Genomic DNA, 25683 nt, shown 5'->3' with positions numbered 1-25683 from the left:
CTCACATTCTGAAGAGGCCGAAGGAGGTGTCCGGCAAAGGGGTCCGGGCGCAGACGTCCAGGGCAAGGCCCAGCACGGTGCGGGTGTCCGCGGGGTCGATCACGCCGTCGTCCCAGAGCCTGGCGCTGGAATAGTAGGGGCTGCCCTGGTCTTCGTACTGGGCCTTGATGGGGGCCTTGAACGCTTCCTCGGCCTCGACGGACCATTCCTCGCCGCGGCGCTCGTGCTGGTCGCGCTTGACGGTGGCCAACACGGAGGAGGCCTGGTTGCCACCCATGACGGAGATGCGCGCGGCCGGCCACATCCACAGGAACCGGGGGCTGTAGGCGCGCCCGCACATGGAGTAGTTGCCGGCGCCGAAGGAACCGCCCACAATGACCGTCAGCTTGGGCACGCGGGCGGTGGCCACCGCGGTGACCATCTTGGCACCGTGCTTGGCAATGCCGCCCTGCTCGTAGTCCTTGCCCACCATGAAGCCGTTGAGGTTTTGCAGGAAGATTAGCGGTATCCCGCGCTGGTCGCACAGCTCGATGAAGTGGGCGCCCTTGAGCGCGGATTCGCTGAACAGCACCCCGTTGTTGGCCACAATGCCCACGGGGTGGCCGTGCAGCCTGGCGAAACCGGTGACGAGGGTGGTGCCGTAGTTCTTCTTGAATTCGTGGAAGCGGCTGCCGTCCACAAGGCGGGCAATGACCTCGCGGATGTCGTAGGGCGTGTTCAGGTCCGTGGGCACTGCCCCGTACAGCTCCGCCGGATCCGCTACCGGTTCCTCGGCGGGCTCCACGTCCCAGGCGGGCTTCGGGTCCGGCGGGAGGGTGCCCACGATGTCGCGGACTATCTGCAACGCGTGCTGGTCATTTTCGGCCAGGTGGTCCACCACCCCCGAAATGCGTGCGTGGACGTCCCCGCCGCCCAGTTCTTCGGCAGTGACAATCTCCCCGATGGCGGCCTTCACCAGCGGCGGGCCGCCCAGGAAGATGGTGCCCTGGTTGCGCACAATCACGGTTTCATCGCTCATGGCGGGCACGTAGGCGCCGCCGGCCGTGCAGGAGCCCATGACGGAGGCGATCTGCGGGATCTTGCGGGCGGACATTTGGGCCTGGTTGAAGAAGATCCGGCCAAAGTGCTCCTTGTCCGGGAAAACCTCGTCCTGCTTGGGCAAAAAGGCGCCGCCGGAATCCACCAGGTAGATGCAGGGCAGCCGGTTTTCCAGCGCAATCTCCTGCGCCCGCAGGTGCTTCTTGACCGTCAGCGGGTAGTACGTGCCGCCCTTGACCGTGGCGTCGTTGCAAACCACCACCACGTGGCGGCCCCGGACCACCCCGATGCCGGCGATGACCCCGGCGCCCGGGGACGCGCCGTCGTACATGCCGTTTGCCGCCAGGGGTGCGATCTCCAGGAAGGGGCTGCCGTCGTCGAGCAGGCTGTCCACGCGGTCGCGGGGCAACAGCTTTCCGCGGGCCACGTGGCGCTCACGTGATTTTGCCGGCCCGCCCAGCGCCGTGGTGCGCAGGTGCTCGCGCAGTTCCGCCACGAGCGTGCGCTGGGCGGCGTCGTTGCGCGCGAATGCTTCCCCGGCTGGGTCCAGCCGGCTGTGCAAAGTCTCCATTGACTCCCCATCCGTTTCCCGGCGGCAGGCGCCTTGGGGGCCCTTACGTCAACCGAATCATCATGCTAAGTTAATAATCACTAACTGAGTTTCAGGTTATCCCGTGAATTCTGTGATGTCCAGCAAAGCCCCGAACAAGGAACACAATGAGTGAGTCACCAGCCCCCACCCGCACCCAGGCAAAGGCCAACCGGCGAACGGTGCTGCTGGACTCCGCGGCGGCGCTGTTTGCCCAGCGGGGCTTCAACGGGGTGTCCCTCGAGGACCTGGGCGCCGCCGCCGGGGTGAGCGGGCCGGCCGTGTACCGCCACTTCAGCGGCAAGCAGGCACTGCTGGGGGCGCTGCTGGTGGGTGTGAGCGAGGACCTGCTGGCCGGAGGACGCGCCGTCCTTGCCGAAGGGCTCGACGACGGCGGCGCGCTGCGCGAGCTGGTCGCCTTCCACGTGGACTTTGCCCTCACCAAACCCGACGTGATCCGCGTGCAGGACCGCGACTTTGACAGCCTCAGCGAGGGCGACCAGCGCCAGGTGCGCTCCCTGCAGCGGGGCTATGTGGAGCTGTGGGTGGACGTGCTGGGCCGGCTCTACCCCGACAGGGACACCCCCCTGCGGCGGCTGCAGGCCCATGCCGTATTTGGCCTGATCAACTCCACCCCGCACAGCGTCCAGGTGCACGGCCGGCGCGCGGGGGCAGCCTTTGCCCGCCCCGTGCTGCAACAACTGGCACTGAATGCGCTGGCGGGCAGCGCGCACTGAAGCCCCGCGGACGAAAAAGCCCGCAATAGCGCAACCGGCCCGCAATAAGGGCCGGGAACCCGCGGGGCGGGTTTTCGACCTTGATTGCGGGCCGGTTGCCGTGGGCCGGCTGCCCCTCACGGGGCGGCCCATGGTTGCAGGGAACTTAGTGGGCCGGCAGCCCCTTGTCGTGGCCAACCGTGTGCTCGCGCATGCTGGGCTGAACGGCCAGCACTCCGGCGATCAGCGCAACGGCGCCTGCGATCCACGAGGTCCATGCTGCGCCCATGTGTCCGGAGTATCCGGCCAGCCACGGGGAGATGAACAGCAAGGCCCCAAGGACCATTTGGACCCATTCTGCGACCGGTGTCCCGGGGCTCATGAGGTTCCAGACGCCTGCAGCAATCAAGAGGACGCCGCACCCGATCATCATGACCATGGAACTGGCCTGCTGGGTTGTCCACATCGTCGACAACGCAGCATAGAGGCCTGCCACCACAGCAACGTAATCTTGCCAGCGGTTCCACTTCTTCATCGATACCAACCTCCTTACAAGGTGGCTCCCAAAGTGGGGGTCACTACAAATATACGTCCGTCCGTGCAGCTATTCCAGAGTCCCAAGGTTGCAGTGGGGCACCATTCCCGGCACCCCTACGAGAGTGCCAGGGCCATGGCCGGATCGGCCATGACGGCACCCACGTCGGCCAGGAAGCGGGAGCCCTGTTCGCCGTCCACCAGGCGGTGGTCGAAGGACAGGCTCAAGGTCATCACCTGGCGCAGCGCAATGCCTCCCTGGTACTCCCACGGCGTGTTCCGCACGGCCCCCAGGGCCAGGATTCCGGCCTCCCCGGGGTTCAGGATGGGCGTGCCCGCGTCGATGCCGAACACCCCGATGTTGGTGATGGAGAAGGTGCCCCCTGCCAGGTCCTGCGGCGGCGTCTTGCCCGAGCGGGCGGTTGCGGACAGCCCGCGGATGGCCTCGGCGAGCCCATGCATGCCCAGCGCCTGCGCGTCCTTGATGTTGGGCACTATCAGCCCGCGCGGGGTGGCGGCGGCAATGCCCAGGTTCACGTAGTTCATGGTGACGATTTCCTGCGCTGCCTCATCCCACCGCGAGTTGAGCGAGGGCTGGCGGGCAATGCCGATGCACACGGCCTTGGCGGCCAGGGTCAGCGGCGTGAGCTTGACGTCCGCAAACGCCCGGGACCCCCTCAGCCTGGCCAAAAATTCCATGCCGGCAGTCACATCGACCGTCAGGAACTCTGTCACGTGCGGTGCCGTAAACGCGCTGTGCACCATGGCTGCGGCCGTAAACTTCCGGACCCCCTTGATGGGCGTGCGCACTTCCCGTGCAGCATCTCCCGCCGTTCGTGCCGGCAGGACCGACGACGCCGGCACCGCCACCGGTGTCCCGGCACCGTGGGGCTGGTCCCCGGCAAAGGCGACGACGTCCCCGCGGGTGATCAGGCCGCGCTCCCCCGAGCCAGCCAGCAACTCCAGGTTGATGCCCATGTCACGGGCCAGCTTCCGCACGGGAGGCGTGGAGCGCGGCCTGTCGGCCTGCACCCTTGCCGACGGCGCAGGCGGGGTTTCCGGCAGGACGGCCGGCAGGACGGCGGGCAGCCCGGCGGGCGCACTTGCGGCCACGGTGGTGGTGGTTGTCGTGGCCGGAGCGCCGGCAAATGCACGGGCGCGGCGCGCGGGCCGCGAGGACGACTCCGGATCTGCCCCGTACCCGACGAGCGTGGGCACCCTCTTTTGCGGCGCCTCGGCGTCTGGACCGCTGGCGCCGGCGGCACCCTCGACCTCAAACGCGATGATGACCTCGCCCACCTCGACGGTTGTCCCGGGCTCGTGCGTGATGGCGGTAACGGTGCCGGCGAACGGCGACGGCAGTTCCACCACGGCTTTTGCCGTTTCAACTTCGCCGATGACCTGGTTGAGGGCAACCGTGTCGCCGACGGCCACATGCCAGGCGACAATTTCCGATTCGGTGAGCCCTTCACCCAGATCCGGGAGCCGGAATTCTTCGATCATGGTGGTCATCCTTCCAGCCCGCTCAGGGAGTTGGGGCGGCCCAGGACACGGTCTACGCCGTCGAGGATCCTGTCGAGGTCGGGCAGGTGGTGCTTTTCGAGCTTGGATGGCGGGTACGGGATGTCGAAGCCGGTGACCCGCACGGGGGCAGCCTCGAGGTAGTTGAAGCACCGTTCGGTGACGGCGGCGACGATTTCCGCACCCAGGCCGAGCGTTTCGGATGCCTCGTGGGTGACCACCAGGCGCCCTGTCCGCCGCACGGACTCCACGATGGGGGCGTAGTCAATGGGTGAGAGCGAACGCAGGTCGATCACCTCCAGGCTGACGCCGTCGTCGGCCGCGGCCTTGGCGGCGTCGAGGGCGGTGGGGACCAGCGGGCCGTAGGCGACCAGGGTGGCGTCCGTACCGGCAGAGACCACGCGGGCGGCACCCATGGCGGGCGCTCGTGAGAGGTCGGCGTCCAGGTCCACCTCGCCCTTGCTGTGGTAGCGGCGCTTGGGCTCGAAGAACAGGACCGGGTCGTCGCACGCGATGGCCTGGCGCAGCATGGTGTACGCGTCCTGGGGGTTGGAGGCGCTGATGACCCGCAGTCCGGAGGTGTGCACAAAGTACGCTTCGGGCGACTCGGAGTGGTGTTCCGGTGAGCCGATGCCGCCGCCGAAGGGGACGCGGATGGTCAGCGGCATGGTGACCTTGCCGTGGGTCCGCGCGTGCAGCTTGGCCACCTGCGAGACGATTTGGTCGAAGCCCGGGTAGATGAAGCCGTCAAACTGGATTTCACAGACGGGGCGGTAGCCGCGGTACGCCAGCCCGACTGCCGTGCCGATGATGGCCGATTCGGCCAGGGGCGTGTCAATGACCCGGTGCGAGCCGAAGTCCTTCATGAGGCCGTCGGTGACCCGGAAGACGCCGCCCAGCGTGCCGATGTCCTCGCCGAGCAGCACCACCTTGGGATCGTCCTCCATGGACTTGCGCAGCCCGGCGTTGATGGCCTGTGTGAGAGTCAGCTTGCTCATGACCGGCTTCCTTCCAGCGTGGTGGTGGCAGATTCAGTGGCGGCAAAGCCGGCCAGGTACCGCGCGAAGTGGTCGCGCTGGCGGTCCAGGATGGCATGGTCGCCGGTGTAGACATTGTCGAAGAGTGCCATGGGGTCCGGGTCGGGGAGGTTGATGCAACCGGCGCGGAGCTCCGCGGCCACGGCGTCAGCCTGCCCGGCAATCTCAGCCTCACGGCCGGCGTCGAGCTTGCCGCGGGCGGTCAGCAGTGCGCGGACCCGGGCGATGGGGTCCTTGGCGCCCCATTCCTCCAGTTCCGTGACGCCGCGGTAGCGGGTGGGGTCGTCGGCGGTGGTGTGGGCGCCCATGCGGTAGGTGACGGCCTCGATGAAGCTGGGGCCGCCGCCGCTGCGGGCGCGGGCGCCGGCCCAGCGGGTTGCGGCCAGCACGGCGAGCACGTCATTGCCGTCCACGCGCAGGCTGGGGATGCCGTAGCCGGGTGCCCGGCCGGCGATCGGTGAGTGAGCCTGCAGGCCCACGGGCTCGGAGATGGCCCAGTGGTTGTTCTGGCAGAAGAAGATGACGGGCGCCTGGAAGCTGGCGGCAAAAACCATGGATTCGTGGACGTCGCCCTGGCTCGTGGCGCCGTCGCCGAGGTAGGCGATGGAGAGGGATTCCTTGCCGTCCATGGTCAGTCCCATGGCATAGCCGGTGGCGTGCAGCGTTTGCGCGCCAATGATGATCTGCGGGGTGGCCATGTTGAATTCATGCGGGTCCCAGCCGGTGTTGGCTGTGCCGCGCCAGGTACTCATGATGCCGGCCAGGTCTGCGCCGCGGCAGTAGGCGACGCCGTTTTCACGGTAGGTGGGGAAGATGAAGTCGTCCTCTTCCAGCGCCCGAACGGAGCCGATCTGCGAGGCCTCCTGGCCCAGCATGGGCGGCCACAGGGCAAGCTGCCCCTGGCGCTGGAGGGCGGTGGCCTCCGTGTCGATGCGCCGGATCACCACCATGTCCCGGTACAGCTGGACCAGCTGTTCGTCACTGACGTCTGCCACGAAGGGTGAAAGGACCTCGTCGGCATGAAGGGTGCCGTCGGCGGCAATAATTTGGTGAATCCCGGGCTGTGGCCCGCTGTCGGATGATGTATCCAGCACGGCAGAAACGCCTCCTTGGTGATTGCCACGGGTTCGGCCCCCTGGCAATGAGTCAGTGCATCGGGTAAACGCAGGCTCAACGGCCGGCGACGGAGATTATCCGCGCGCGGCAGGATGGCGTCATTGCCGCCCTTAGATGTGAGACTACTCACAGCACGCAGACGGCGCAATGTGTCCTAAGAATATTGATCATTCTGCCTTATATTGCCGCCACTGACCGTGCTAATCTGCGCATTATGCATACTTTGGACGGAACAGACGCCCGCATCCTCCTGGCCATGGTGGAGGACCCCCGGCAAACCGTGGTGGCCATGGCCGCCAAGCTGGGGCTGTCCCGCAACACGGTGCAGGCCCGGATGGCCTCCTTGGAGAAACGGCACGCCTTTTTGGCCTTCGACCACCGCATCAGCCCGGCCGCACTGGGGTACCCCCTCACGGCCTTCATTTCGGTCCACGTGCAGCAGCAGAAACTGGGCGCCCTGGCCGTGTCCCTGGCCGGGATCCCGGAAGTGCTTGAAGCCCACGGGCTCAGCGGGCGCGCGGACCTGCTGGTGCGCGTGGTGTCCACGGGAGCCGAGGATCTTTTCCGCATCAACGGGAAAATCCTGGCATGCGACGGCGTGGAGCGCACGGAAACGTCCCTGGCCATGAACGAGCTGGTCCCGTTCCGCCTCACTCCCCTGCTGGAACGCCGCCTGCGGCCCTGAAGGTCGCGGCAATCCCACCACCAGCTCCCTGCCGGGGACGGCACCCAAGGCCGGACGACGGCGAAAGGCCCCGTCCGGCGTCGTGCTTCGACGCGGAACGGGGCCTTTTCGCGGCGGATCAGTGTTCGACGGCCTTTTCGGCGCCAACACCGGTCAACGAACGGACTTCCATTTCAGCCTGGATGCGGGGATCCTCGGTCCCCTTGTCCAGCACGGTCCCCAGCCAGCCCAGGAAGAACGCGAGCGGGATTGAGATGATGCCGGGGTTGGCGAGCGGGAACCAGTCAAAGCTTGCTCCCGGAATCATGGCCTTCGGGCTGCCGGAAACCACCGGGGAGAACGTGATCAGGATGATGGCCGCGGCAAGGCCCCCGTACATGCTCCACAGGGCGCCCTGGGTGGTGAACTTCTTCCAGAACAGCGAGTACACGATGGTGGGCAGGTTCGCGGACGCGGCAATGGCGAAGGCGAGTGCCACCAGGAAAGCGATGTTCTGGCCATTGGCCAAAATGCCGCCCGCAATGGCAACCAGGCCAATCACGACCACCGTGCGGCGTGCCACCTTGACTTCCATTTCCGGCTTGGGCTCGCCCTTGACAATGACGTTGGAGTAGATGTCGTGGGCAAAGGAAGCCGCCGCGGTGATGGTCAGGCCGGCCACCACGGCCAGGATGGTGGCGAAGGCGACTGCTGAGATGAAGCCGAGCAGGATTGGCCCGCCGATGACAAAGGCAAGCAGTGGCGCCGCAGCGTTCACGCCTCCGGGTGCCGCGAGGATTTCCTTCTTGCCGATCAGCGCGCCGGCACCGTAGCCGAGCACCAGGGTGAAGATGTAGAAGATGCCGATGAGCCAGATGGCCCACACCACGGACTTGCGGGCCTCCTTGGCAGTGGGCACCGTGTAGAAACGCATCAGCACGTGCGGCAGGGCCGCCGTGCCGAGGACCAGCGCCAGGGCCAGCGAAATGAAGTCAAGTGGCGCCTTGCCATAGGCCGCACCGGGGTTCAGCAGGGCCGCGCCGGCGCCGCCTTCATTGATGGAGGTCTGGACGGCCGCATCCATGAGCGTGGTCAGGTTGAAGCCGTTCATGGCCAGCACAATGATTGTCATGATGGCTGCGCCAATCACCAACAGGCAGGCCTTGATGATCTGCACCCAGGTGGTGCCCTTCATGCCGCCGATCAGTACGTACACGATCATGAGCACGCCAACCACGGCAATGACGATGCCCTGGCCGGTCTTGTTGTTGTTGTCCAGGCCAAGGAGCAGCGAGACCAGCCCGCCGGCACCGGCCATCTGGGCCAGCAGGTAGAAGAAGCAGACCACCAGGGTGGTGGTGGCCGCGGCGATGCGGACCGGGCGCTGCTTGAGGCGGAAGGAGAGCACGTCCGCCATGGTGAACTTGCCGGTGTTGCGGAGCAGTTCCGCCACGAGCAGCAGTGCCACGAGCCAGGCCACGAGGAAGCCGATCGAATACAGGAAGCCGTCGTAGCCGTTGATGGCGATGGCGCCGGTGATGCCCAGGAAGGATGCGGCGGAGAGGTAGTCGCCGGCAATGGCGGTGCCGTTCTGCCCGCCCGAGAAGGAGCGCCCGGCCGCGTAGTAGTCGGCGGCGGTCTTGTTGTTGCGGCTGGCGCGGAAGACCACCACCATGGTGACACCCACAAAGAGGATAAAGATCAGGATGTTGACCCAGGACGTGTCCTTGGTTTGCTCCCCCAGTGACTTCATGGGGGCCAGGGCGGTGAGTGCAGAGGACAGGTTCACCGGTTATACCTCTTCCTTGGTGGTCTGGGCGGCCAGGATCTGCGACTCAAGACGGGTCCGGATCTTGGCGGCCTTCGGGTCGAGCTTGTTGTTGGCATACGTGACATACCAGGTGGTGATGCCGAAGGTGGTGACGAACTGCAGCAGGCCCATGACCAGTCCGATGTTGATGGACCCCCACACCTTGATGGACATGAAGTCGTGTGCATAGGCGGCCAGCAGGACGTATGCGAAGTACCAGAGCAGGAAGCCGACGGCCACCGGGAAAACAAAGTTGCGGTGCGTCTTGCGAAGGTCCTGGAACTCCTCCGAATTCTGGACTTCGACAAAATCCACCGTTGGATCTTCTTGGCTTGCTTGGGCAGGATTACCCATCATTCCTCCTTGCGAGATGTGATCCCTTTCACTATGGGGTGCCGTGGCTCACAATTTCCCCGGCTGGCAGGTGTCCCGCGCTGAACGGCATGGGCGCTGCGCCGAACGGCATCCGCGGCCCCTGGCGATAGGGTTTGTCCATGCCCTTCCCCGCCCTGAGTGACTCCACGCTCCTGCTCATTTCCGCCATCGGCGTGGTGGTGGCCGCCCTGGCCATTGTGGCCGCCGTGGGATTCCGGCTCTCGCAATCACACCGCGAGCTCGGCACCGATGCCGAGCGCGCCACGTTTCGGGCCCTGCATTCGGCGGCAGCTGCCGGGGCCCAGCTGCGCAACGGACTCGAGCCGGTGGGTGCGCTCAAGGCGAGCAGGCAGTTGCGCGCCCTTCTGAACTGCGCCTCCTTCGCCATGACGGACGACTGCCAGCTGCTGGCTTGGGACGGTGCCGGGCCGGCCGCCAAGGAACCGGATTCGACGGCGGTCATGGGGCTGGCTGCCCGGGCCCTCGGCAGCGGCCGCACCCAGGTGGCCGTGCTGGACTCCACGCTCCGGGAGTCCCTGGGCCTGCCGGAAGCTGATTCGGACCTCAAGGCGGCGGTGATCTGCCCCATCAAGGTCAACTCGCGTGCCGTGGGCACCGTCATCATACTCAGCAAGGCGCCCAGCGCCGGGCTGGTCAGGGCCACCAATGAGGTGGCCGGGTGGGTGTCCGCCCAGCTGGAACTGACGGAGCTCAGTGCCTCGCGCACAGCCCTGGCGGAAGCGGAGGTGCGTGCCCTGCGCGCCCAGATCAGCCCACACTTCATCTACAACTCGCTCAACGCGATCGCCTCCTTCATCAACACCGACCCGCAGCGCGCCCGCGAACTGGTGCTGGAATTTGCCGATTTCACCCGGTATTCCTTCCGCCGGCACGGCGACTTCACCACCCTGGCCGAGGAACTGCGCTGCATTGACAGGTACCTGCTGCTGGAGAGCGCCCGTTTTGGGGACAGGCTGCAGATCAACCTCCAAATCGCCCCCGAGGTCCTCAGCACCGTGATCCCGTTCCTGAGCCTGCAGCCGCTGGTGGAAAACGCTGTGCGGCACGGCCTGGAGGCCAAGGTGGGCCGCGGGCTGCTACAGCTGTCGGCCCGGGACCTGGGCGCCTATACGGAGGTGACGGTGGAGGACGACGGCGTCGGCATGGACCCCGAGCAGCTCCGCCTGCTCCTGGCCGGGCAGCGCGACGGCACCCACGTGGGGCTGCGCAACGTGGACGCCCGGCTCCGGCAGGTCTACGGCGACCAGCACGGGCTGACCATCGACACCGCCGAGGGCCGGGGCATGCTGATCACCATGACAGTGCCCAAGAACCAGCCCGGCCACGATGCCTGAGGGTGCCCCTCGGCTGGGGCCACGCGCCCGAGGGACCCAAGCGGCAGGCGCGCCAGCGCCTCCCGCTTGGGAGGGCGTGGGGACTAGCGCCTTCGCGCCCTCCCCACCGCTCGCAAGCTCGCGTGGGGCCCCTCGGCCGCTAGGCTTAGGCCCATGATCACTGTCCTTGTTGCCGACGACGAGCTGCCTGCCGTCGAGGAACTGGCCTACCTCCTGGGCCGGGACCCGCGCATTGGCACCATCCACCGGGCGTCCGGCGGCGCAGGGGCCCTGGCGGTGTTGTCGACGGAAGCCGTTGACGCCGTCTTCCTCGACATCCACATGCCCGGACTGTCCGGCCTCGAGCTGGCCCAGGCCATCAACCGGTCCGCCAGCCCGCCCGTCGTCGTGTTTGTCACGGCCGATGACGAGCTGGCCCTGGAAGCCTTCGACCTCGCCGCCGTCGACTATCTCCTCAAACCGGTCCGTCCGGAGCGGCTGGCCAAGACGGTGGGGCGCGTCGCGGAACTTGTGGCGACCCCGGCAGCCGCTGCCGCCGTGGAGCTGATCACGGTGGACCAGGGCGGGGTGAGCCGGGTCATCCGCCTGGACGAGGTCCGCTTTGTCCAGGCCCAGGGCGACTACGCCCGCCTCCACACGGCCGAGGCCAGCTACCTGGTCCGGGTGCCGCTGGCCGACTTGGAACGCCGCTGGTCCGGGTCCGGCTTCCTGCGGATTCACAGGTCCTACCTGGTCTGCATGCCCTTCGTCACGGCCTTGAAGCTGAGCTCCGCCAAGCCCACGGTTTCCGTCTCCAATGCCGACCTCCCGGTGAGCCGCCGCCACCTCCCGGCCCTGCGCGAACGCCTGCAGGCCACCCGGGTGCGGCCGTCCCCATGAACGACGACGGCGTCCCCGAGTCCCAGCCGGTGCCCCCTGCCGCCCCTCCCGCCGCAGGGCGCGTGCGCGTGGTGGCCCCCGGCAGCCAGGCCCGACACCTTCCGGAACTGACCAGCGTGTCGCAGGAAGTGGCCGAACAGTCCGCCGTGGGTGAGGTGATGGTGCGGTCCCTGATCCGCTCCCAGCTGCGGCTGTCGCTGGTGGTGGCCTTCGGCTTCATGGCGGCCCTGTTCATCGGCACCATGGTGCTGCGGTGGGTCCCGGGCTTTTCGGCCTGGCGGATCCTGGGCATTCCCGCCCCGTGGCTCATGCTGGGCGCCGGCGTCTACCCCGTCATTGGCGCCTGCGCCTGGCTGTACGTGCGGGCCGCAACCAAGAACGAAAACCAGTACCGCGACCTGGTGGAGGAAAAGTGAACCCCGCCGTCGGCTTCACCGCCGTCATTGCCGTTTCCGTCATCACCGCGCTGATCGGCATCTACGGGCTCCGGGTCTCACGGACCACGAGTGATTTCTATGTGGCCTCCCGCACCGTGCGGCCGTGGTGGAACGCGTCGGCCATTGGCGGGGAGTACCTGTCGGCGGCCAGCTTCCTCGGCATCGCCGGCCTCATCATGATCTCCGGCCTGGATGCCCTGTGGTTTCCCATCGGCTACACCGCCGGCTACCTGATGCTGCTCTTTTTCGTCGCGGCCCCGCTGCGGCGTTCGGGCGCGTACACGATTCCGGACTTTGCCGAGGCCCGGCTCGGGTCCACGGGCGCACGCCACGTCACCAGCATCCTGGTGGTCATGGTGGGTTGGCTGTACATTGTGCCGCAGCTGCACGGCGCCGCCCTCACCATCAGGACGACGACGGGGCTGCCGTCGTGGGTGGGTGCCGTGGCCGTCGTCGTGATTGTGTGCCTGACGGTCATTACGGGCGGGATGCGCTCCATCACCTTTGTCCAGGCCTTCCAGTTTTGGCTCAAGCTGACGGCCCTGGCGGTGCCTGCATTTTTTATCCTGCTGCTGGTGACCGGAACGGCCGGTACTCTTCCGGGAGGCCCCCTGCCGGCCGGCACCGACTTCTTCCCGCCGTCCGATCCCCTGGGCGGGGGCAGCATGTACACCACCCTGTCGCTGCTTGTGGCGCTGCTCTTCGGCACACTGGGACTGCCCCACGTGCTGGTCAGGTTTTACACCAACCCCGACGGCGCCGCAGCCCGGCGCACCACCTTGATCGTGCTCGGGCTGCTGTCGATTTTTTACCTGTTCCCCACCATTTTCGGTGTGCTCGGCAGGGTTTTCCTGCCCGGCCTGGCCAAGGAAGGCACCCCCGACGCGACGGTGCTGCTGCTGCCCGGAGCGCTGGTGGGCGGGATGGGCGGGAGCCTGCTGACGGCGCTGGTGGTGGCTGGCGCCTTTGCGGCGTTCCTGTCCACCACGTCCGGACTGGTGGTTTCCCTGGCGGGCGTCATCAGCCAGGACTTGCTGGGTGGCAGCGTCCGCGGATTCCGGATCGCCGCCGTGGGCGCCGCAGTCGTGCCCCTGGTGGTGGCGCTGGGCACCGACTCCCTGGCACTGGCCGGCACCGTGGGGCTGGTGTTTGCCTTCACCGCGTCCACCGTGTGCCCGCTGCTGCTGCTGGGCATCTGGTGGCGCGGCCTCACGGACGCCGGCGCCGTGGCCGGCATGGTGGTGGGCGGCGTGCTGTGCGGGGCTGCGATCATGCTGGCTGCCCGGGTCGGGGTGGATTCGGGCTGGCGGGACGTCCTGGCCCAGCCGGCGGCCTGGACGGTGCCGGCGTCGTTCATCACCATGGTGCTGGTGTCGCTGGCCACGCCCCGGCGCCGCAGTCCGGGGGCGGCCAGGTTCATGTCAAAACTGCATGTGCCGGAACGGCCGTTGGCGCACCCGGGGCCGTCGCGCTAGGGCCGGCTGCTACTTGTCGGCCGGCGTGTCGATGGACGCCATGAGCTCCACCACACGGTCCAGGAACGCGTCGACCTGGCTTTCCTCATACCCGGCCGGGCCCTTGGCGGGGGAAAAGACTGCCCGGCGGACCACGTCCACGCTGAGCTCGCCGTTGTCTTCAATGTAGGTGAGCAGCTCGTGGCAGAGCAGGTCAACATCCTCGATGCTGTAGCTCTGCGCGTTCCGGCGGGCCGGGCGGCGGAAGCGTTCGCCGTCGGGCCGGTGCAGCCTGCCGCGCAGCACTGCGGCCGTCTTGCCGATCTTGAGCATCCAGGCCTTTTCGCCGTCGGCCTTGATCAGCAGCTCCTTCTCGCGGAGCACAAATTCGTCCTCGATGCGGTCCATGGCGGCGTCCACGGCCTGCGCGTTGTAGCCGCCCCGGGCGGGTTCAAACGACGCCGTGCGGACGTCATGGCTGGTGATGGGCGTGTCGGCCGTGTTGGAGTTGAGAAAGTAGGCGCGGGCACGGTCCAGGAACACGTCAACCTGCTTGACGTTGTAGCCAATTTCCTTGGGGCCAACCAGCTTGAACTTGGAGTTGGTGCGGGTCTTTTCTTCCACGGTCACAGTCATTCCTAGAGGGTTTTGCATTCTTGGACGGAAACGGGGGGCACGGGCTGTTTGATGCACATCATAACTGGCCCAATATGCTGAAGATGGCATAGGCCACGGGAGCCGCGAACAGGATTGAATCCAGCCGGTCCATGACGCCGCCATGGCCCGGCAGCAGGTTGCTCATGTCCTTCACGCCGAGTTCACGCTTGACCATGGATTCGGCAAAGTCGCCGCCGGTGCCGGCCAGGACCATCCCAATGGCCAGGGCGAGCCCCACCCACCAGTGCTGGTCCAGCAGGAAAACAGTGGCCGGGATGGCCACCAGGGTGGCTCCCCCCATCGAACCGGCGAACCCCTCCCACGACTTCTTGGGGCTGATCTGCGGGGCCATCGGGTGCTTGCCGAACAGCACGCCCACCAGGTAGCCGAAGGTGTCATTGGCCACCACCAGGATCAGCATGATGACCACTTCAACAACGCCGGGGTTGATGTTTCCCAGGTCCGGGGTCAGCCCGAGGGTGGGTCCGGTTGTCCCCCGCAGCATCAGGAAGACGAAGCTGAGCAGGAACGGGATCCACAGGAGGGAAAAGATCCCGGCCACGATGCTTTTCACGGCGCCCGGCTCCGAGTCCAGGGACCGCCACAGCAAGGTGGCCCCCGCCGTGGCCACGAGGGCAAAGAGCAGGCCTTCCGAACCGGCAAAATAGGCCGACGCCGGCATGGCGAGCGCGCCAATCATCACGGGCGTCAGGGGCGTCTTGATTCCCCTGCGGGCAATGGCGCGGGAGACTTCCCAAACGCCGACAGTGGAAAAGGCCGTGGCCACGATGACGAAAGCCAGGGGGAAAAAGAGCAGGCTGCCCAGCACCAGGACCAGCAGGGTGACGCCCACGCCGACGGCGGCGGGCAGGTCGCGCCCGGCCTTGGGAGTGCGCTGCGGCTTCCCGGCCGATGCCTCGTCCGGGATCGCCGCAACTGGTCCCACGGGCAGGGGAACTGCGGGCACGGGGGCTGCGGGCACGGGGACTGCGGGCACGGGCACTGCCGGCCGCTGGCGGGCGGGTGCCTTGGGTTTGGGCGCCTTGGGTTTGGTGGGCACCTTGGCCTTCGGTGCGCGGGCCTGCTGGGCCGGCACTGGCGCCGCCGGTGCCGGCACAGGCTTGGCAGCCGGTGCAGGCACGCCCGGTGCATTTGCCGCCGGAGCACCCGGTGCAGGAGCCGCCGATTCAGGCACGACGGCGCCCGCCGTCGTCGGGGGTCCTGACAGCTTGGCTGCCGGCGTGTTTTCGGGCACCACAACGGGAATCAAACCCGTCAATTCAGCAACGCGCCGGGCTTTCCGAGTGGGAAATTGGTAGGCGGCGGGCTCCGCGGCGGCATCCGCTGCTGGGCTGGGAGCGTCCGGCCCCTCCCCAGGGGAACCGGCCGGCGCGGGCTGGGGGTCGTTCATCAGACTTCGAGAAGCTCGACTTCCTTGCGCTTGAGCAGCTCGTCCACGGTGTCCGTGTGCGCCTTGGTCAGGGCGTCCAGTTCCTTCTCGGCACGGGCACCCTCGTCTTCGCCGGCGTCGCCGTCCTTGACCAGCTTGTCCAGCTGTTCCTTTGCCTTGCGGCGGATGTTGCGCACAGAGACCTTGGCGTCTTCCCCCTTGGTGCGCACCAATTTCACATATTCCTTGCGGCGCTCCTGCGTCAGCTCCGGCATCATGATCCGGATGACATTCCCGTCATTGGACGGGTTCGCGCCCACCTCTGAGGAGCTCAGGGCGCGTTCAATTTCATGCAGCGCGGACTTGTCGAAGGGGGTGATCAGCAGGGTGCGCGCTTCGGGGACGGCAAAGGAGGCCAGCTGCTGGAGCGGGGTGGGCGCCCCGTAGTACTCCACCATGACCTTGGCGAACATGGCAGGGTTGGCGCGTCCGGTCCGCACTGCGGAGAAGTCTTCCTTGGCGACCTCGATGGCCTTGTCCATCTTGTCTTCTGCCTCGAACAAGGTTTCTTCGATCACGTCTGTCTCCCTCAACAATTTGGTGTACACAACTCATCCACGGCGCGTGCACGTGGCAATCCTGAAACCATCCTACCGTGGGATGGCCGTGGGATGAGGACGACGCCGGGCCGTCACCGCGCGCCAAATGGCCTCCTAGGGTGTGACCAGGGTGCCCAGTTCCTCGCCCAAAATGGCCCGTGCCACATTGCCCTGCCCCTGCATGCCAAATACCAGCATGGTGACGTTGTTGTCCCGGCACAGGCTGAACGCCGTCTGGTCCATGACGCGAATGTCTCGGGCCATGGCTTCGTCGTAGCTGAGGTGGTCAAGCTTGACGGCTGTGGGGTCCTTCTTGGGGTCCGCGGTGTAGACGCCGTCCACGCCGTTTTTGGCCATCAGGACCACGTCGGCGTGGACTTCCAGCGCACGCTGGGCGGCCACGGTGTCGGTGGAGAAGTAAGGCAGGCCGGCGCCGGCACCGAAAATGACCACGCGGCTCTTCTCCATGTGGCGGATGGCCCGGCGCGGAATGTAGGCCTCGGCCACCTGGCCCATGGTGATGGCGCTTTGCACGCGGGTGTCAACGCCTGCCTGCTCCAGGAAGTCCTGCAGGGCCAGGCAGTTCATGACCGTCCCCAGCATGCCCATGTAGTCGGCGCGGGAGCGGTCCATTCCCGAGGCGGAGAGTTCCGCGCCCCGGAAGAAGTTTCCCCCGCCCACCACGATGGCAACTTCCACCCTGTCCACCGTGCTGGCAATCTGCTGGGCGATGTCGCGGATGGTGGCGGGGTCAACGCCGAGCTTGCCGGCACCAAAGACCTCCCCGGAAAGCTTGAGCAGCACACGGCGGCGCTTGATGGTGCCTGAGGGGTTGTGGGGAACGTCCTGCGTGGTGTCGGGGGTGTTCGTTGTCATGTCGCCTTCCATCGGGGCCGGCAGCCTGCAGCTGGACGGCGTTCCCTCAATGCAGTTGTGTTCGGTGCGTCTCAAATCCTATCTGACGCGGGGCGCAAGAAAGGGGCAGCCGACCATGGCGGCTGCCCCTTCTTCGTCACATCAGCAGTTTGCTGCTTTATGCCCCAACGCGGAAGCGGGCAAAGGCAACAGGCTTGACGCCGGCGTCGTTCAGAACGGTGCCAACACTCTTCTTGGCATCCTTCGCGAAGGACTGGTCCACCAGCACGATTTCCTTGAAGAAGCCGGTCAGGCGGCCTTCAACGATCTTCGCCATGGCAGCTTCGGGCTTGCCTTCAGCTTGGGCAGTCTCGGTGGCGATGCGGCGCTCGTTCTCGACGGTCTCCGCAGCAACTTCCTCGCGGGTGAGGAACGTCGGGGACATGGCTGCAATGTGCACGGCAACGTCGTGGGCGACTTCCTGGTTGTCGCCGTCGACCGCGAACAGCACGCCGACCTGGGCCGGGAGGTCCTTGGACGTCTTGTGCAGGTAGGCGTCAACCGTGGCACCCTCGACGCGGGCAATGCGGCGAATGGCAACCTTTTCGCCCAACAGCGCGCCGGCTTCAATGACAGCCTCGGACAGCGGCTTGCCGTCAAGGTCTGCGGCCAGCAGGCTGTCGACGTCGGAGACGCCTGAAGCCAGGGCGGTGGCCAGGACCTTGTTGGAGAACTCGATGAACGGGGCAGCCTTGGCCACGAAGTCGGTCTCGCAGTTGACCTCAACCATGACGCCCACGCCGTTTTCAGCCTTGGCGGCAACCAGGCCCTCAGCCGTGGAACGGCCTTCGCGCTTGGTGGCACCCTTGAGGCCCTTGATGCGGATGAACTCCATGGCCTTCTCGGCGTCGCCGTTGGCCTCGTCGAGAGCCTTCTTGACGTCCATCATGCCAGCGCCAGTGCGCTCGCGCAGAGCCTTAATATCAGCGGCGGTGTAGTTCGCCATATGAACCCCTCAGTGTAGATTTTTGCGTATTTTGACTTGCTTCACTGAACTCTGGCAGGACCGCTGCGCCTTGTGGGCGCCGCGATCCTGCCAGCGTCTAAGTCCTCAGTGCGGCGGCCGGTTGACCCGCCCGCCGTGGAGTCGGAATTACTTTTCGGTTGCAGCTTCTTCAGCAGCGGCCTCGGCCGGAGCCTCTTCGGCAACCGGAGCAGCCTCGGCGGCAGGGGCCTCGACAGCAGCTTCGGCCGGAGCACCAGCCTCTGCCGGAGCAGCGGCGGTGTCGCCTTCGAGAAGCTCGCGCTCCCACTCGGCCAGCGGCTCAGCCGCAGCTTCTTCACTGCCCGTTGCCTTGGCGTTGCGGGCGATGAGGCCCTCGGCAATGGCGTCGGCGATCACGCGGGTCAGCAGCGCAACGGAGCGGATGGCGTCGTCGTTGCCCGGGATCGGGAAGTCGACGTCGTCCGGGTTGCAGTTGGAGTCCAGGATGGCAACAACGGGGATGTTCAGCTTGTGGGCCTCGTCAATGGCGAGGTGCTCCTTAGGGGTGTCAACAACCCAGATCAGGGACGGTGCCTTGGTCAGGTTGCGGATGCCGCCGAGGTTGGTCTGCAGCTTGGTGAGCTCACGCTTGAGGAGCAGGAGCTCCTTCTTGGTGTGGCCCGAGGAGGCAACGTCCTCGAAGTTGATCTCTTCGAGTTCCTTCATGCGCTGGATGCGCTTGGAAACCGTCTGGAAGTTGGTGAGCATGCCACCGAGCCAGCGCTGGTTCACGTAGGGCTGGCCCACGCGGGTTGCCTGCTCGGCGATGGCTTCCTGTGCCTGCTTCTTGGTGCCGACGAAGAGCACGGTGCCGCCGTGTGCAACGGTGGCCTTCACGAACTCGTACGCGCGGTCAATGAAGGACAGTGACTGCTGCAGGTCGATGATGTAGATGCCGTTGCGCTCCGTGAGGATGAATCGCTTCATCTTCGGGTTCCAACGACGGGTCTGGTGTCCAAAGTGGACGCCGCTGTCAAGCAGCTGGCGCATGGTTACGACGGGCATGCCGGCGCTCCTTCTATTTCTTTTACGGTTCTTTAGCTTGAAAACCGGGCGAAAAGTGCCGTCCGGCCCTGCTCCTGGCACCCTATTGCGCGTCCATGTCCCGCCGGAAAAGGCGGACCGTATGGGCACAATCCATCCGCAGGACCCAAGAAATTTCCTGGGCACCTCGTCAGGGTGGGGTGCGCGTAGTCAGCATGCAAAGAGCACACTGCTCCCACAATGTTACTACAGTGCCGTGGTGCGGGCTAACCGCCGGCAATGCCCCCTCCACAGGCACCGCACCCGCCGCGGGCGTCCACAAATGTGCGCCGTGCTCCCCCGCCGAGTCCCGGGAGCGCGCATGCTGGTGCCATGGAACTGACCGGGCTGCGAGCAAAACACCACATATGGCTGGCTTCACTGCTGCTTGCGGCACTGCTGCCCCTCCCGGGTGCTGCTGCCGCGCCCAGCCAGCTTCCCGTTTCACCAACGACGGCGGCGCGCCCGCTGCCGGCATCCCTCGCCTGGGGCTGGCCGCTGGCCGGGCGCCCCGTGGTGGTCCACGCCTTTGACCCGCCGAGCCAGCCTTGGCTCTCCGGACACCGGGGCGTGGACCTGCTGGCCCCGTTGGGGGCCGGCATCAAGTCACCGACGGCGGGCGTCATCACCTTTGCGGGGGTGGTGGTGGACCGCCCCGTGCTGACAGTGGCCACCGCCAGCGGCCTGTTGCTCAGTTTCGAGCCCGTGGCGTCCACTCTCAAGCCGGGCGACGCCGTCGTGCAGGGAAGCGTGCTGGGCACCCTGGCCTCCCCCACACACTGCGACGCCGGGCCGCCGGGGCAGGCCAGCTGCCTGCACTGGGGTGTGCGCCGCGGGGACGTTTACCTGAATCCCCTGCAGTTCATTCTCGACCTGCGGCCGTCGGTCCTGCTGCCCATGGACTCCGCGCCCTAATTGGGGGTGGGTGCCGTCAGGAATTGTCCCGCGCGGGGGCGCGACGGCCTACACGATGGCGGAGACGCCCGTGATGGCGCGGCCGGTGACCAGGGTGTTGATCTCGTAGGTGCCCTCATAGGAGTAGATGGCCTCGGCGTCTGCGAAGATCTTGGCCATCTCGTAGTCGGTGACGATGCCGTTGCCGCCCAGCACCGAGCGGCCCATGGCCACCGTTTCGCGCATCCGGGCCGTGGTGAATGCCTTGGCGAGGGCGGACTGTTCGTCCTTGGCCTGGCCCAGGTCCTCCAACTGCGAGAGCCGCACCATCATGCCCATGGACGCGGTGGCATTGCCGAGCATTTTCACCAGCTGGTCCTGGATGAGCTGGAAGGAGGCCAGGGGGCGGCCGAACTGCTGGCGTTCCACCGCGTAGCGGCGGGCCACGTCAAAGGCGGCAAGTTGGAGGCCCACTGCCTGCCAGGCAACGGCCAGGCGGGTGACCTTCAGGACCTTGTTGGTGTCGCGGAAGCTGTTGCCGCCGGCCAGCTTGAAGGCATCCGGGACCACCACGTTCTCCAGCGTGATGTCTGCATTCTGCACCGTGCGCAGGGAGATCTTGTTTTCGATCTTGGTGGCGGTGTAGCCAGCCAATGTGGTGTCGACAAGGAACGCCTTGACCTGGTTGTCGGCAACGTCGCGTGCGTAAATTACCACCCAGTCGGAGAAGGTGGCATTGCCGATCCAGCGCTTGGCACCGTTGAGAATCCAGTTGTCGCCGTCGCGCACGGCGGTGGTGCGGGTGCCGCCGGCCACGTCCGAGCCGCCCAGCGGTTCGGTCAGGCCGAAGGCACCGATCTTCTTCAGCGCGTAGATGTCCGGAAGCCAGGCCGCCTTTTGCTCGTCGGAGGCCAATGCTTCGATGGAACCGGTAAAGAGGCCGTCGTGGACGCCCATGAAGGTGGCGATGGAGGCGTCGGCGCGGGTGAACTCGGCGTGGACAATGCCGGCAAAGACATTCGACCAGCCCTGGCGTCGCACGGGGCTCACCAGGTTGGCCGCCGCCAGCTTGGGGATCAGCTCCATGGGGAATTCGCCGCGGTTCCAGCAATCCACGGCAATGGGCTTGATTTCCTTGGCCAGGAAATCGCGGATCTCCTGCAGGCGTTCACGCTCGGCAGCGGAGAGCAGCTGCTCAAATCCGAAAAAATCGCCGTCTGCATAGGGGAGGTTGTTGGGGTCTGCGGCGGCCTGGGGCATGGAGAATCCTTTGCTGGTTCACTTCGTTCATGGGGATCGATTTGGCACCCGGCCAAATAAGTTACTGATGAGTAACTTACCGCATTTGGGTGGCGCGGACAACACCCGAGCCGCCGGGCGGGCCGCGAATTCCCCTCGAGACAGCAGCGATGGCGACTTAGGCCTGCGTTATGTCGCCATCGCTGCATACTGACCGCGTAGTCAGTGCCGCACAGGCCAGATGGGCACAAAAAAATCCCCGGAATCGTTGAGATTCCGGGGATTTACACGTAGGGCCACTCGGACTTGAACCGAGGACCTTAGGATTATGAGTCCCGCGCTCTAACCAGCTGAGCTATGGCCCCGTGCAGCGTGCCCTCCCACGGCGCCGTTAGGGCTTCGGGGGAAAGCACATCCACAATACTAGTGGGTCCGGCGTCAGACCGCGTGATCCTCGTAGCTGCCGCCCCGATAAATGTCCTCGAAGGTGTCGAGCGTCTTCTTCAGTCCGTGGCGGGCCACCATGGCGTGGCTGGCCGCACCCATTGCCGCACGGTCTTCCGGGGAAAGCCGCATGACCGTGGTGATTTTCGCGGCGAGGTCATCACTGTCATTGGGCGTGAACAGGTAGCCGTTGACGCCGTCTTCCACCAGGTGCGGCAGGGCCATCGCGTTGGCCAGTAGCACCGGAGTGGAGGCACTCATCGCCTCCAAAGTCACCAGCGACTGCAACTCGGCGGTACCGGGCATCACAAACAAGTCAGCCTTGAGGTACACGTCGCGCAGTTCAGCATCGCTGATCAGACCCGTGAAGCTGACGCGGGAGGAGAGCCCGAGCCTTTCAGCCTGGGCCTTAAGCGCGGACTTGACCTCGCCGCCACCCACCACCACCAGGTGCAGGTTAAGGTCCGCAGGCGTCTTGGCCAGCGCATCAATGAGCACATCGATGTGCTTTTCCTCGGCCAGCCTCCCCACGAACGCCACGGTCGGGTACGGGTTGCGCTCCAGGACTTCCCCGGGCGCCAGCTCGTAGTTGCCCACCTCGATGCCGTTGGACAGCGGCAGCACCTTGCGCAGGAATGCGTGCTGGTGCATGGCCTTGGCAGCAAGGGGCGTGGGGGTGGTCACCACGTCGGCCCGGCTCATGACCTTGCCCATGTCGCGCCAGGAAACCCGGCCCACAATGTTTTTGAACCACTGCGGGAAGGGCAGGAACGGGTTCAGGTTCTCCGGCATGAAGTGGTTCGTGGCCACAATGCGGATCCCCCGCCGCTGGGCCTCGTACACCACGTGCTCGCCAATCATGTAGTGGCTCTGCACGTGCACCACGTCCGGCTTGATCACGTCAAACAGGGCGGTGATGTCCTTCTTGATTTCCCATGGCAGGCACACCCTGAAGTATTCGTGCGTGGGCACGGGCCGTGAGCGCAGGCGGTGCAGCGTGGCTTCCGGGTGCTTCTCCGTGTACATGGGCCCGCCGTCGGGGCGGAATGTCATGACATGGACGTCGTGGCCGCGCGCCGTCATGCCGGTGGCCAGCCTGAAGCAGAATTGTGCCGCGCCGTTGATGTGCGGCGGATAGGTGTCAGCGGCAATCAGGATTGTCAGCGGCTTCTGCGGGACCGCGCCCGGGGTGGATGTCACGGATATTGCTCCTGGTGGCTTGGTTGGCAGCCGGACGTGACCGGTGCCCAACGCGAGGCAACCGCAGGGGTTCCCAACGCCGTCGTACGTAGTGTCTGGAGGTTCCCGGAAACTGCGGGATCCATGGGGTGGTGCCTTATTTGCGCTGCTCCCTCTTGGCATCCGCCCGGCGCTTGACCACGTCCGGATGGTGCCTTGACAGCGCAACCACACCCACGATAGCAAGCAAAGCCGCGCCGGCCATGGATATCGCAACCACGGGCGGCACATCGGGACGAAGCTCACCGAGGATGGTGATGCCGATGGCAATGCCCACGATGGGGTCGATCACCGTGAGGCCGGCGATGACCAGGTCCGGCGGCCCGCTGGCGTAGGCGCTCTGCACAAACCAGCTGCCCAGCCCGCCCGCGGCGGCGATGGCGATAACGGAGTACCACTGCACGTTCAGCAGGAACAGCCCGTTTGGGTCGAACACCTGCTTGGAAATGATGCGGGTCAGCACGGCGACAAAGCCGAAGAGCACGCCGGCGCCAAGGATGTGGAAGAACGCCTTGATCCGGTGCTTGAACAACGCCAGGATGCTGCCAAACACCACGATGGTGATGGCAAGCAGCATCACCACCGTCAGCTCCTCCTCGGCCAGGACATGGGTGTTTTCGCGGACCACGTTGACTGCCAGGAGCACGAAAAGGGCACTGCCGCTCACGCAGGCGGAAATGGCGACGACGGTGGCACGGTTGAGCCGGATGCCCTGGTCGCGGGAGTTGACGATGGTGGTGATGACCAGGGCGATGGCGCCAATGGGCTGGATGACGGTGAGCGTGCCCAGGGTCAGGGCAGTGACGTTGAGCAGCATGCCGGCACCGAGCAGGAGCAGCCCCAGCACCCAGCGCGGGTTGCGCAAAAGCCGCAGGAATCCCGAGCTGCCCAGGGCCAGCCCGCCGGTGTTGCTTTGCACGGCGCTGCCTTGGCGTTGTGCTCCGAATGCCAGGAAGAATGCCCCGGCGACGGCGCACGCCACCGCAAGCCACATCATGGGCGCCCCGCGGCAGGATTGGCCGGGTGGTGGAGTTCCCGGTGCTTGGCCAGCAGTGCCCGGAAGTAGAGGACAAACGCAATGACGTGCATCACCATGGCGGCAACAAGGATGATCCAGGCGGCAATGCGGGTCCCCTCCGAGTCAAGGGCCTCGGCCAGCAGCAGCAGCGGCGTGCCAATGAGCAGCGCGGCCGTGCGCGTCTTGCCCAGCATGGTGACCTTCAGGTTCGCGTCCCCGCGGAAGAAATACAGCGTGGCGCCCAGCAGCACCACGTCGGGGATGAGCAGCAGGAGCAGCAGCCACAACGGCAGGATGTGGGCAATGACCAGCGTGATGACGACTGCAACCAGGGCCACCCGGTCCGCCAGGGGATCCATGATGCGGCCCAGCTGGGACGTCTGGTTCAGCTTGCGGGCCACGAATCCGTCTATCCAGTCCGTGCAGCCCATCATGGCCAGGACAAAAACGCCCCAGCCATATTCGTGGCGCGCCAACACCAGCCACATGAACAATGGAGTGCCCAGAAACCTGACCACCGTGATGATGTTGGGGAGGGTGAGGATGGCGTCCTGGCTGCTGGGCGGCAGGGGGGCTGCGGCAGGCATGCGTGTCTCCTCTCCCAGGGAAGGAATGGGCCGGCAGGCATTCTCCGGCGGCGAGTTGAGGCGTTTAGTGCTTAAACAACTTTCTCAGCAACACCGCGCAAGCAACGGCCGACACGGCGAAGGCGGCAAGTGGTTTCCATCGCGTTTTCACCGTTTCCACGCCGTGGGTCAGTGCACCGGTGGCCTGGCTGCGCACCTTGTCGCCGGCTTTTTCCCTTGCAAAATCCGCCAGGTGGGAGGCCTGCTTCTTCACATTGGCCTCCGCCAGCAGTTCCCCGCGCACCTCCAGCAGGTGCTTGCGCCGGGCAGCCGTGCGCGCAACCAGCTCCTGCTGGCTGGCCTTGGGACCCTGCTCGGCGGCCTTGGACTCACGCTCCGCCTTCGCAGCGGCCGCCTTTGCCTCCTTGGCGGCCTTCTTGGCCTTTTTCTGCGCCGCGGTCAGTTTCGGGGCAACAAGCGTGGAGGCGTCAAAGGCGGTGCCCTCCTTCGCCACACCCAGGTCGTGGCGGATTCCCCGCCACGCATTTTCCGGCAGGGCCGGCAGCAGCGAGCGGACCTTCCTGAATGCGACGAGGGCGGCGATGCCCATTAGCACCAGCAGGGCGGCACACACAATGAGGGCGGACAGCCACAGAGGCACGACGACGGCCAGCCCGGCTATCGCTGCCACCACCAGTCCAATGACCAGCAGCACCAAAAACACCAGGGCCAGCACGGCATAGATGGCCAGCCCGCCCAGCTTGTCCTTCTTTTGGCCCAGTTCCAGCTTGGCGAGTTCAATTTCATCCGTGATCTGGCGCGGCACCAGGCGGGACGCGGTCTTGACGGCATCAACAAGGGTTGATCCCCCGGAGCCGGAGCGCTCATTCAGCCCAATTTGCACGGCTTTGGGTGACACTGCCATGGGACCGCCTCCATATTCTATGGTTTCCCGCCGGTTGCGCCGGACGGGAAATCTGTGAGCGCCCCGTTCAATGGGCGCCGTAGTACTGACAAAATTACCATCCATCGTCACCGCCGGATTCGGGCGGTGCGGAATAGTATGGGGAACGCCCGCGTTATGGCCCCGGAGCCAAGCCGTGGAAATCGTTGCCAATGAATTTCCGGGCCCGTATTTGGTGCCCAAAAACGAATAACATAATTGAACGGGGCCAATGGCAATTCCACC

The 25683-nt window shown here is 66.0% G+C and carries 25 protein-coding genes and 1 tRNA gene; 7 read left to right on the top strand and 19 right to left on the bottom strand.

Going from position 1 to position 25683, the window contains the following annotated elements; all coding sequences use genetic code 11:
- Position 1 precedes the first annotated feature (1 nt).
- Positions 2–1609 (bottom strand): carboxyl transferase domain-containing protein, encoded by a 1608-nt coding sequence (locus tag LPN03_RS08060; protein WP_165180057.1) that lies wholly within the window; start codon positions 1607–1609, stop codon positions 2–4.
- A 146-nt stretch (positions 1610–1755) separates the two neighbouring features.
- Between LPN03_RS08060 and LPN03_RS08055 the strand changes: the two genes are divergently transcribed.
- Complete coding sequence (locus tag LPN03_RS08055) at positions 1756–2364, top strand: TetR/AcrR family transcriptional regulator (RefSeq protein WP_165180058.1); 609 nt, start codon at positions 1756–1758, stop codon at positions 2362–2364.
- 145 nt (positions 2365–2509) lie between these two features.
- On the opposite strand, the gene LPN03_RS08050 is transcribed toward LPN03_RS08055, so the two are convergent.
- From LPN03_RS08050 to pdhA, 4 genes are all read right to left on the bottom strand, one after another.
- Positions 2510–2878, bottom strand: coding sequence for an SPW repeat protein (locus LPN03_RS08050; protein ID WP_165180059.1), 369 nt, complete (start codon positions 2876–2878; stop codon positions 2510–2512).
- Positions 2879–2994: 116 nt separating this feature from the next.
- On the bottom strand, positions 2995–4380 hold the full coding sequence (locus LPN03_RS08045; RefSeq protein WP_165180060.1) for a dihydrolipoamide acetyltransferase family protein: 1386 nt from the start codon (positions 4378–4380) through the stop codon (positions 2995–2997).
- Positions 4381–4385: 5 nt separating this feature from the next.
- Complete coding sequence (locus LPN03_RS08040) at positions 4386–5396, bottom strand: alpha-ketoacid dehydrogenase subunit beta (RefSeq protein WP_262453836.1); 1011 nt, start codon at positions 5394–5396, stop codon at positions 4386–4388.
- Positions 5393–6529, bottom strand: coding sequence for a pyruvate dehydrogenase (acetyl-transferring) E1 component subunit alpha (pdhA, locus tag LPN03_RS08035; protein WP_165180062.1), 1137 nt, complete (start codon positions 6527–6529; stop codon positions 5393–5395). Before pdhA ends, LPN03_RS08040 begins: the two co-directional genes overlap by 4 nt.
- Positions 6530–6765: 236 nt before the next feature.
- Between pdhA and LPN03_RS08030 the strand changes: the two genes are divergently transcribed.
- Positions 6766–7236 (top strand): Lrp/AsnC family transcriptional regulator, encoded by a 471-nt coding sequence (locus tag LPN03_RS08030; protein ID WP_165180063.1) that lies wholly within the window; start codon positions 6766–6768, stop codon positions 7234–7236.
- A 118-nt stretch (positions 7237–7354) separates the two neighbouring features.
- Here the strand turns inward: LPN03_RS08030 and LPN03_RS08025 are convergent, their stop codons facing one another.
- Entirely contained in the window at positions 7355–8968 is a 1614-nt protein-coding gene (locus tag LPN03_RS08025; protein WP_165180212.1) for a cation acetate symporter, read from the bottom strand.
- Positions 8969–9007: 39 nt separating this feature from the next.
- Positions 9008–9379: a DUF485 domain-containing protein gene (locus LPN03_RS08020; protein ID WP_165180213.1), complete on the bottom strand. Its 372-nt coding sequence runs from the start codon at positions 9377–9379 to the stop codon at positions 9008–9010.
- Between the two features lie 155 nt (positions 9380–9534).
- Between LPN03_RS08020 and LPN03_RS08015 the strand changes: the two genes are divergently transcribed.
- The 4 genes from LPN03_RS08015 to LPN03_RS08000 all read left to right on the top strand — a co-directional run bounded on the left by LPN03_RS08015 (position 9535) and on the right by LPN03_RS08000 (position 13546).
- A complete protein-coding gene (locus tag LPN03_RS08015) occupies positions 9535–10755 on the top strand; it encodes a sensor histidine kinase (RefSeq protein ID WP_410468572.1) in 1221 nt (406 codons plus the stop codon).
- 153 nt (positions 10756–10908) lie between these two features.
- Positions 10909–11634 (top strand): LytR/AlgR family response regulator transcription factor, encoded by a 726-nt coding sequence (locus tag LPN03_RS08010; protein WP_165180065.1) that lies wholly within the window; start codon positions 10909–10911, stop codon positions 11632–11634.
- Positions 11631–12050, top strand: a complete 420-nt coding sequence (locus LPN03_RS08005; RefSeq protein ID WP_240901560.1) for a hypothetical protein — start codon at positions 11631–11633, stop codon at positions 12048–12050. The genes LPN03_RS08010 and LPN03_RS08005 overlap by 4 nt, the downstream gene beginning before the upstream one ends.
- Positions 12047–13546 (top strand): cation acetate symporter, encoded by a 1500-nt coding sequence (locus LPN03_RS08000; protein ID WP_262453834.1) that lies wholly within the window; start codon positions 12047–12049, stop codon positions 13544–13546. The genes LPN03_RS08005 and LPN03_RS08000 overlap by 4 nt, the downstream gene beginning before the upstream one ends.
- Positions 13547–13555: 9 nt before the next feature.
- On the opposite strand, the gene LPN03_RS07995 is transcribed toward LPN03_RS08000, so the two are convergent.
- The 6 genes from LPN03_RS07995 to rpsB form a co-directional block, all read right to left on the bottom strand.
- Positions 13556–14155: a DivIVA domain-containing protein gene (locus LPN03_RS07995; RefSeq protein ID WP_370875276.1), complete on the bottom strand. Its 600-nt coding sequence runs from the start codon at positions 14153–14155 to the stop codon at positions 13556–13558.
- Positions 14156–14219: 64 nt separating this feature from the next.
- Positions 14220–15593, bottom strand: coding sequence for a phosphatidate cytidylyltransferase (locus tag LPN03_RS07990; protein ID WP_262453833.1), 1374 nt, complete (start codon positions 15591–15593; stop codon positions 14220–14222).
- Positions 15593–16150, bottom strand: coding sequence for a ribosome recycling factor (gene frr, locus LPN03_RS07985; RefSeq protein ID WP_165180068.1), 558 nt, complete (start codon positions 16148–16150; stop codon positions 15593–15595). The genes LPN03_RS07990 and frr overlap by 1 nt, the downstream gene beginning before the upstream one ends.
- Before the next feature lie 135 nt (positions 16151–16285).
- Positions 16286–17047 carry a UMP kinase gene (gene pyrH, locus LPN03_RS07980; protein WP_165180069.1) on the bottom strand — a complete coding sequence of 254 codons (762 nt, stop codon included), beginning with the start codon at positions 17045–17047 and terminating at the stop codon, positions 16286–16288.
- 157 nt (positions 17048–17204) lie between these two features.
- Positions 17205–18032, bottom strand: coding sequence for a translation elongation factor Ts (tsf, locus tag LPN03_RS07975; RefSeq protein ID WP_165180070.1), 828 nt, complete (start codon positions 18030–18032; stop codon positions 17205–17207).
- Positions 18033–18179: 147 nt separating this feature from the next.
- Complete coding sequence (gene rpsB / locus LPN03_RS07970) at positions 18180–19076, bottom strand: 30S ribosomal protein S2 (protein WP_165180071.1); 897 nt, start codon at positions 19074–19076, stop codon at positions 18180–18182.
- Between the two features lie 351 nt (positions 19077–19427).
- Between rpsB and LPN03_RS07965 the strand changes: the two genes are divergently transcribed.
- Entirely contained in the window at positions 19428–20009 is a 582-nt protein-coding gene (locus LPN03_RS07965) for a M23 family metallopeptidase (RefSeq protein WP_165180072.1), read from the top strand.
- Positions 20010–20057: 48 nt separating this feature from the next.
- Here LPN03_RS07965 and LPN03_RS07960 read toward each other — a convergent pair whose 3' ends face one another.
- The 6 genes from LPN03_RS07960 to LPN03_RS07935 form a co-directional block, all read right to left on the bottom strand.
- Positions 20058–21248 (bottom strand): acyl-CoA dehydrogenase family protein, encoded by a 1191-nt coding sequence (locus LPN03_RS07960; RefSeq protein ID WP_165180073.1) that lies wholly within the window; start codon positions 21246–21248, stop codon positions 20058–20060.
- Between the two features lie 270 nt (positions 21249–21518).
- Positions 21519–21592: transfer RNA gene (locus LPN03_RS07955), tRNA-Ile, on the bottom strand.
- Between the two features lie 73 nt (positions 21593–21665).
- Positions 21666–22871: a glycosyltransferase gene (locus tag LPN03_RS07950; protein WP_262453832.1), complete on the bottom strand. Its 1206-nt coding sequence runs from the start codon at positions 22869–22871 to the stop codon at positions 21666–21668.
- A gap of 136 nt (positions 22872–23007) precedes the next feature.
- Positions 23008–23907 carry a DMT family transporter gene (locus LPN03_RS07945; protein WP_165180075.1) on the bottom strand — a complete coding sequence of 300 codons (900 nt, stop codon included), beginning with the start codon at positions 23905–23907 and terminating at the stop codon, positions 23008–23010.
- Complete coding sequence (locus tag LPN03_RS07940) at positions 23904–24515, bottom strand: CDP-alcohol phosphatidyltransferase family protein (RefSeq protein ID WP_165180076.1); 612 nt, start codon at positions 24513–24515, stop codon at positions 23904–23906. The genes LPN03_RS07945 and LPN03_RS07940 overlap by 4 nt, the downstream gene beginning before the upstream one ends.
- Positions 24516–24579: 64 nt before the next feature.
- Positions 24580–25419 (bottom strand): phage holin family protein, encoded by an 840-nt coding sequence (locus LPN03_RS07935; RefSeq protein ID WP_165180077.1) that lies wholly within the window; start codon positions 25417–25419, stop codon positions 24580–24582.
- Positions 25420–25683 lie beyond the last annotated feature (264 nt).

The organism is Arthrobacter sp. A2-55, from assembly GCF_025548615.1.
In the GTDB taxonomy this organism is placed as follows: Bacteria; Actinomycetota; Actinomycetes; order Actinomycetales; family Micrococcaceae; genus Specibacter; species Specibacter silviterrae.
The sequence above is the reverse complement of the archived record's forward strand: the minus strand, read 5'-3'. Positions and strand labels throughout refer to the sequence as shown.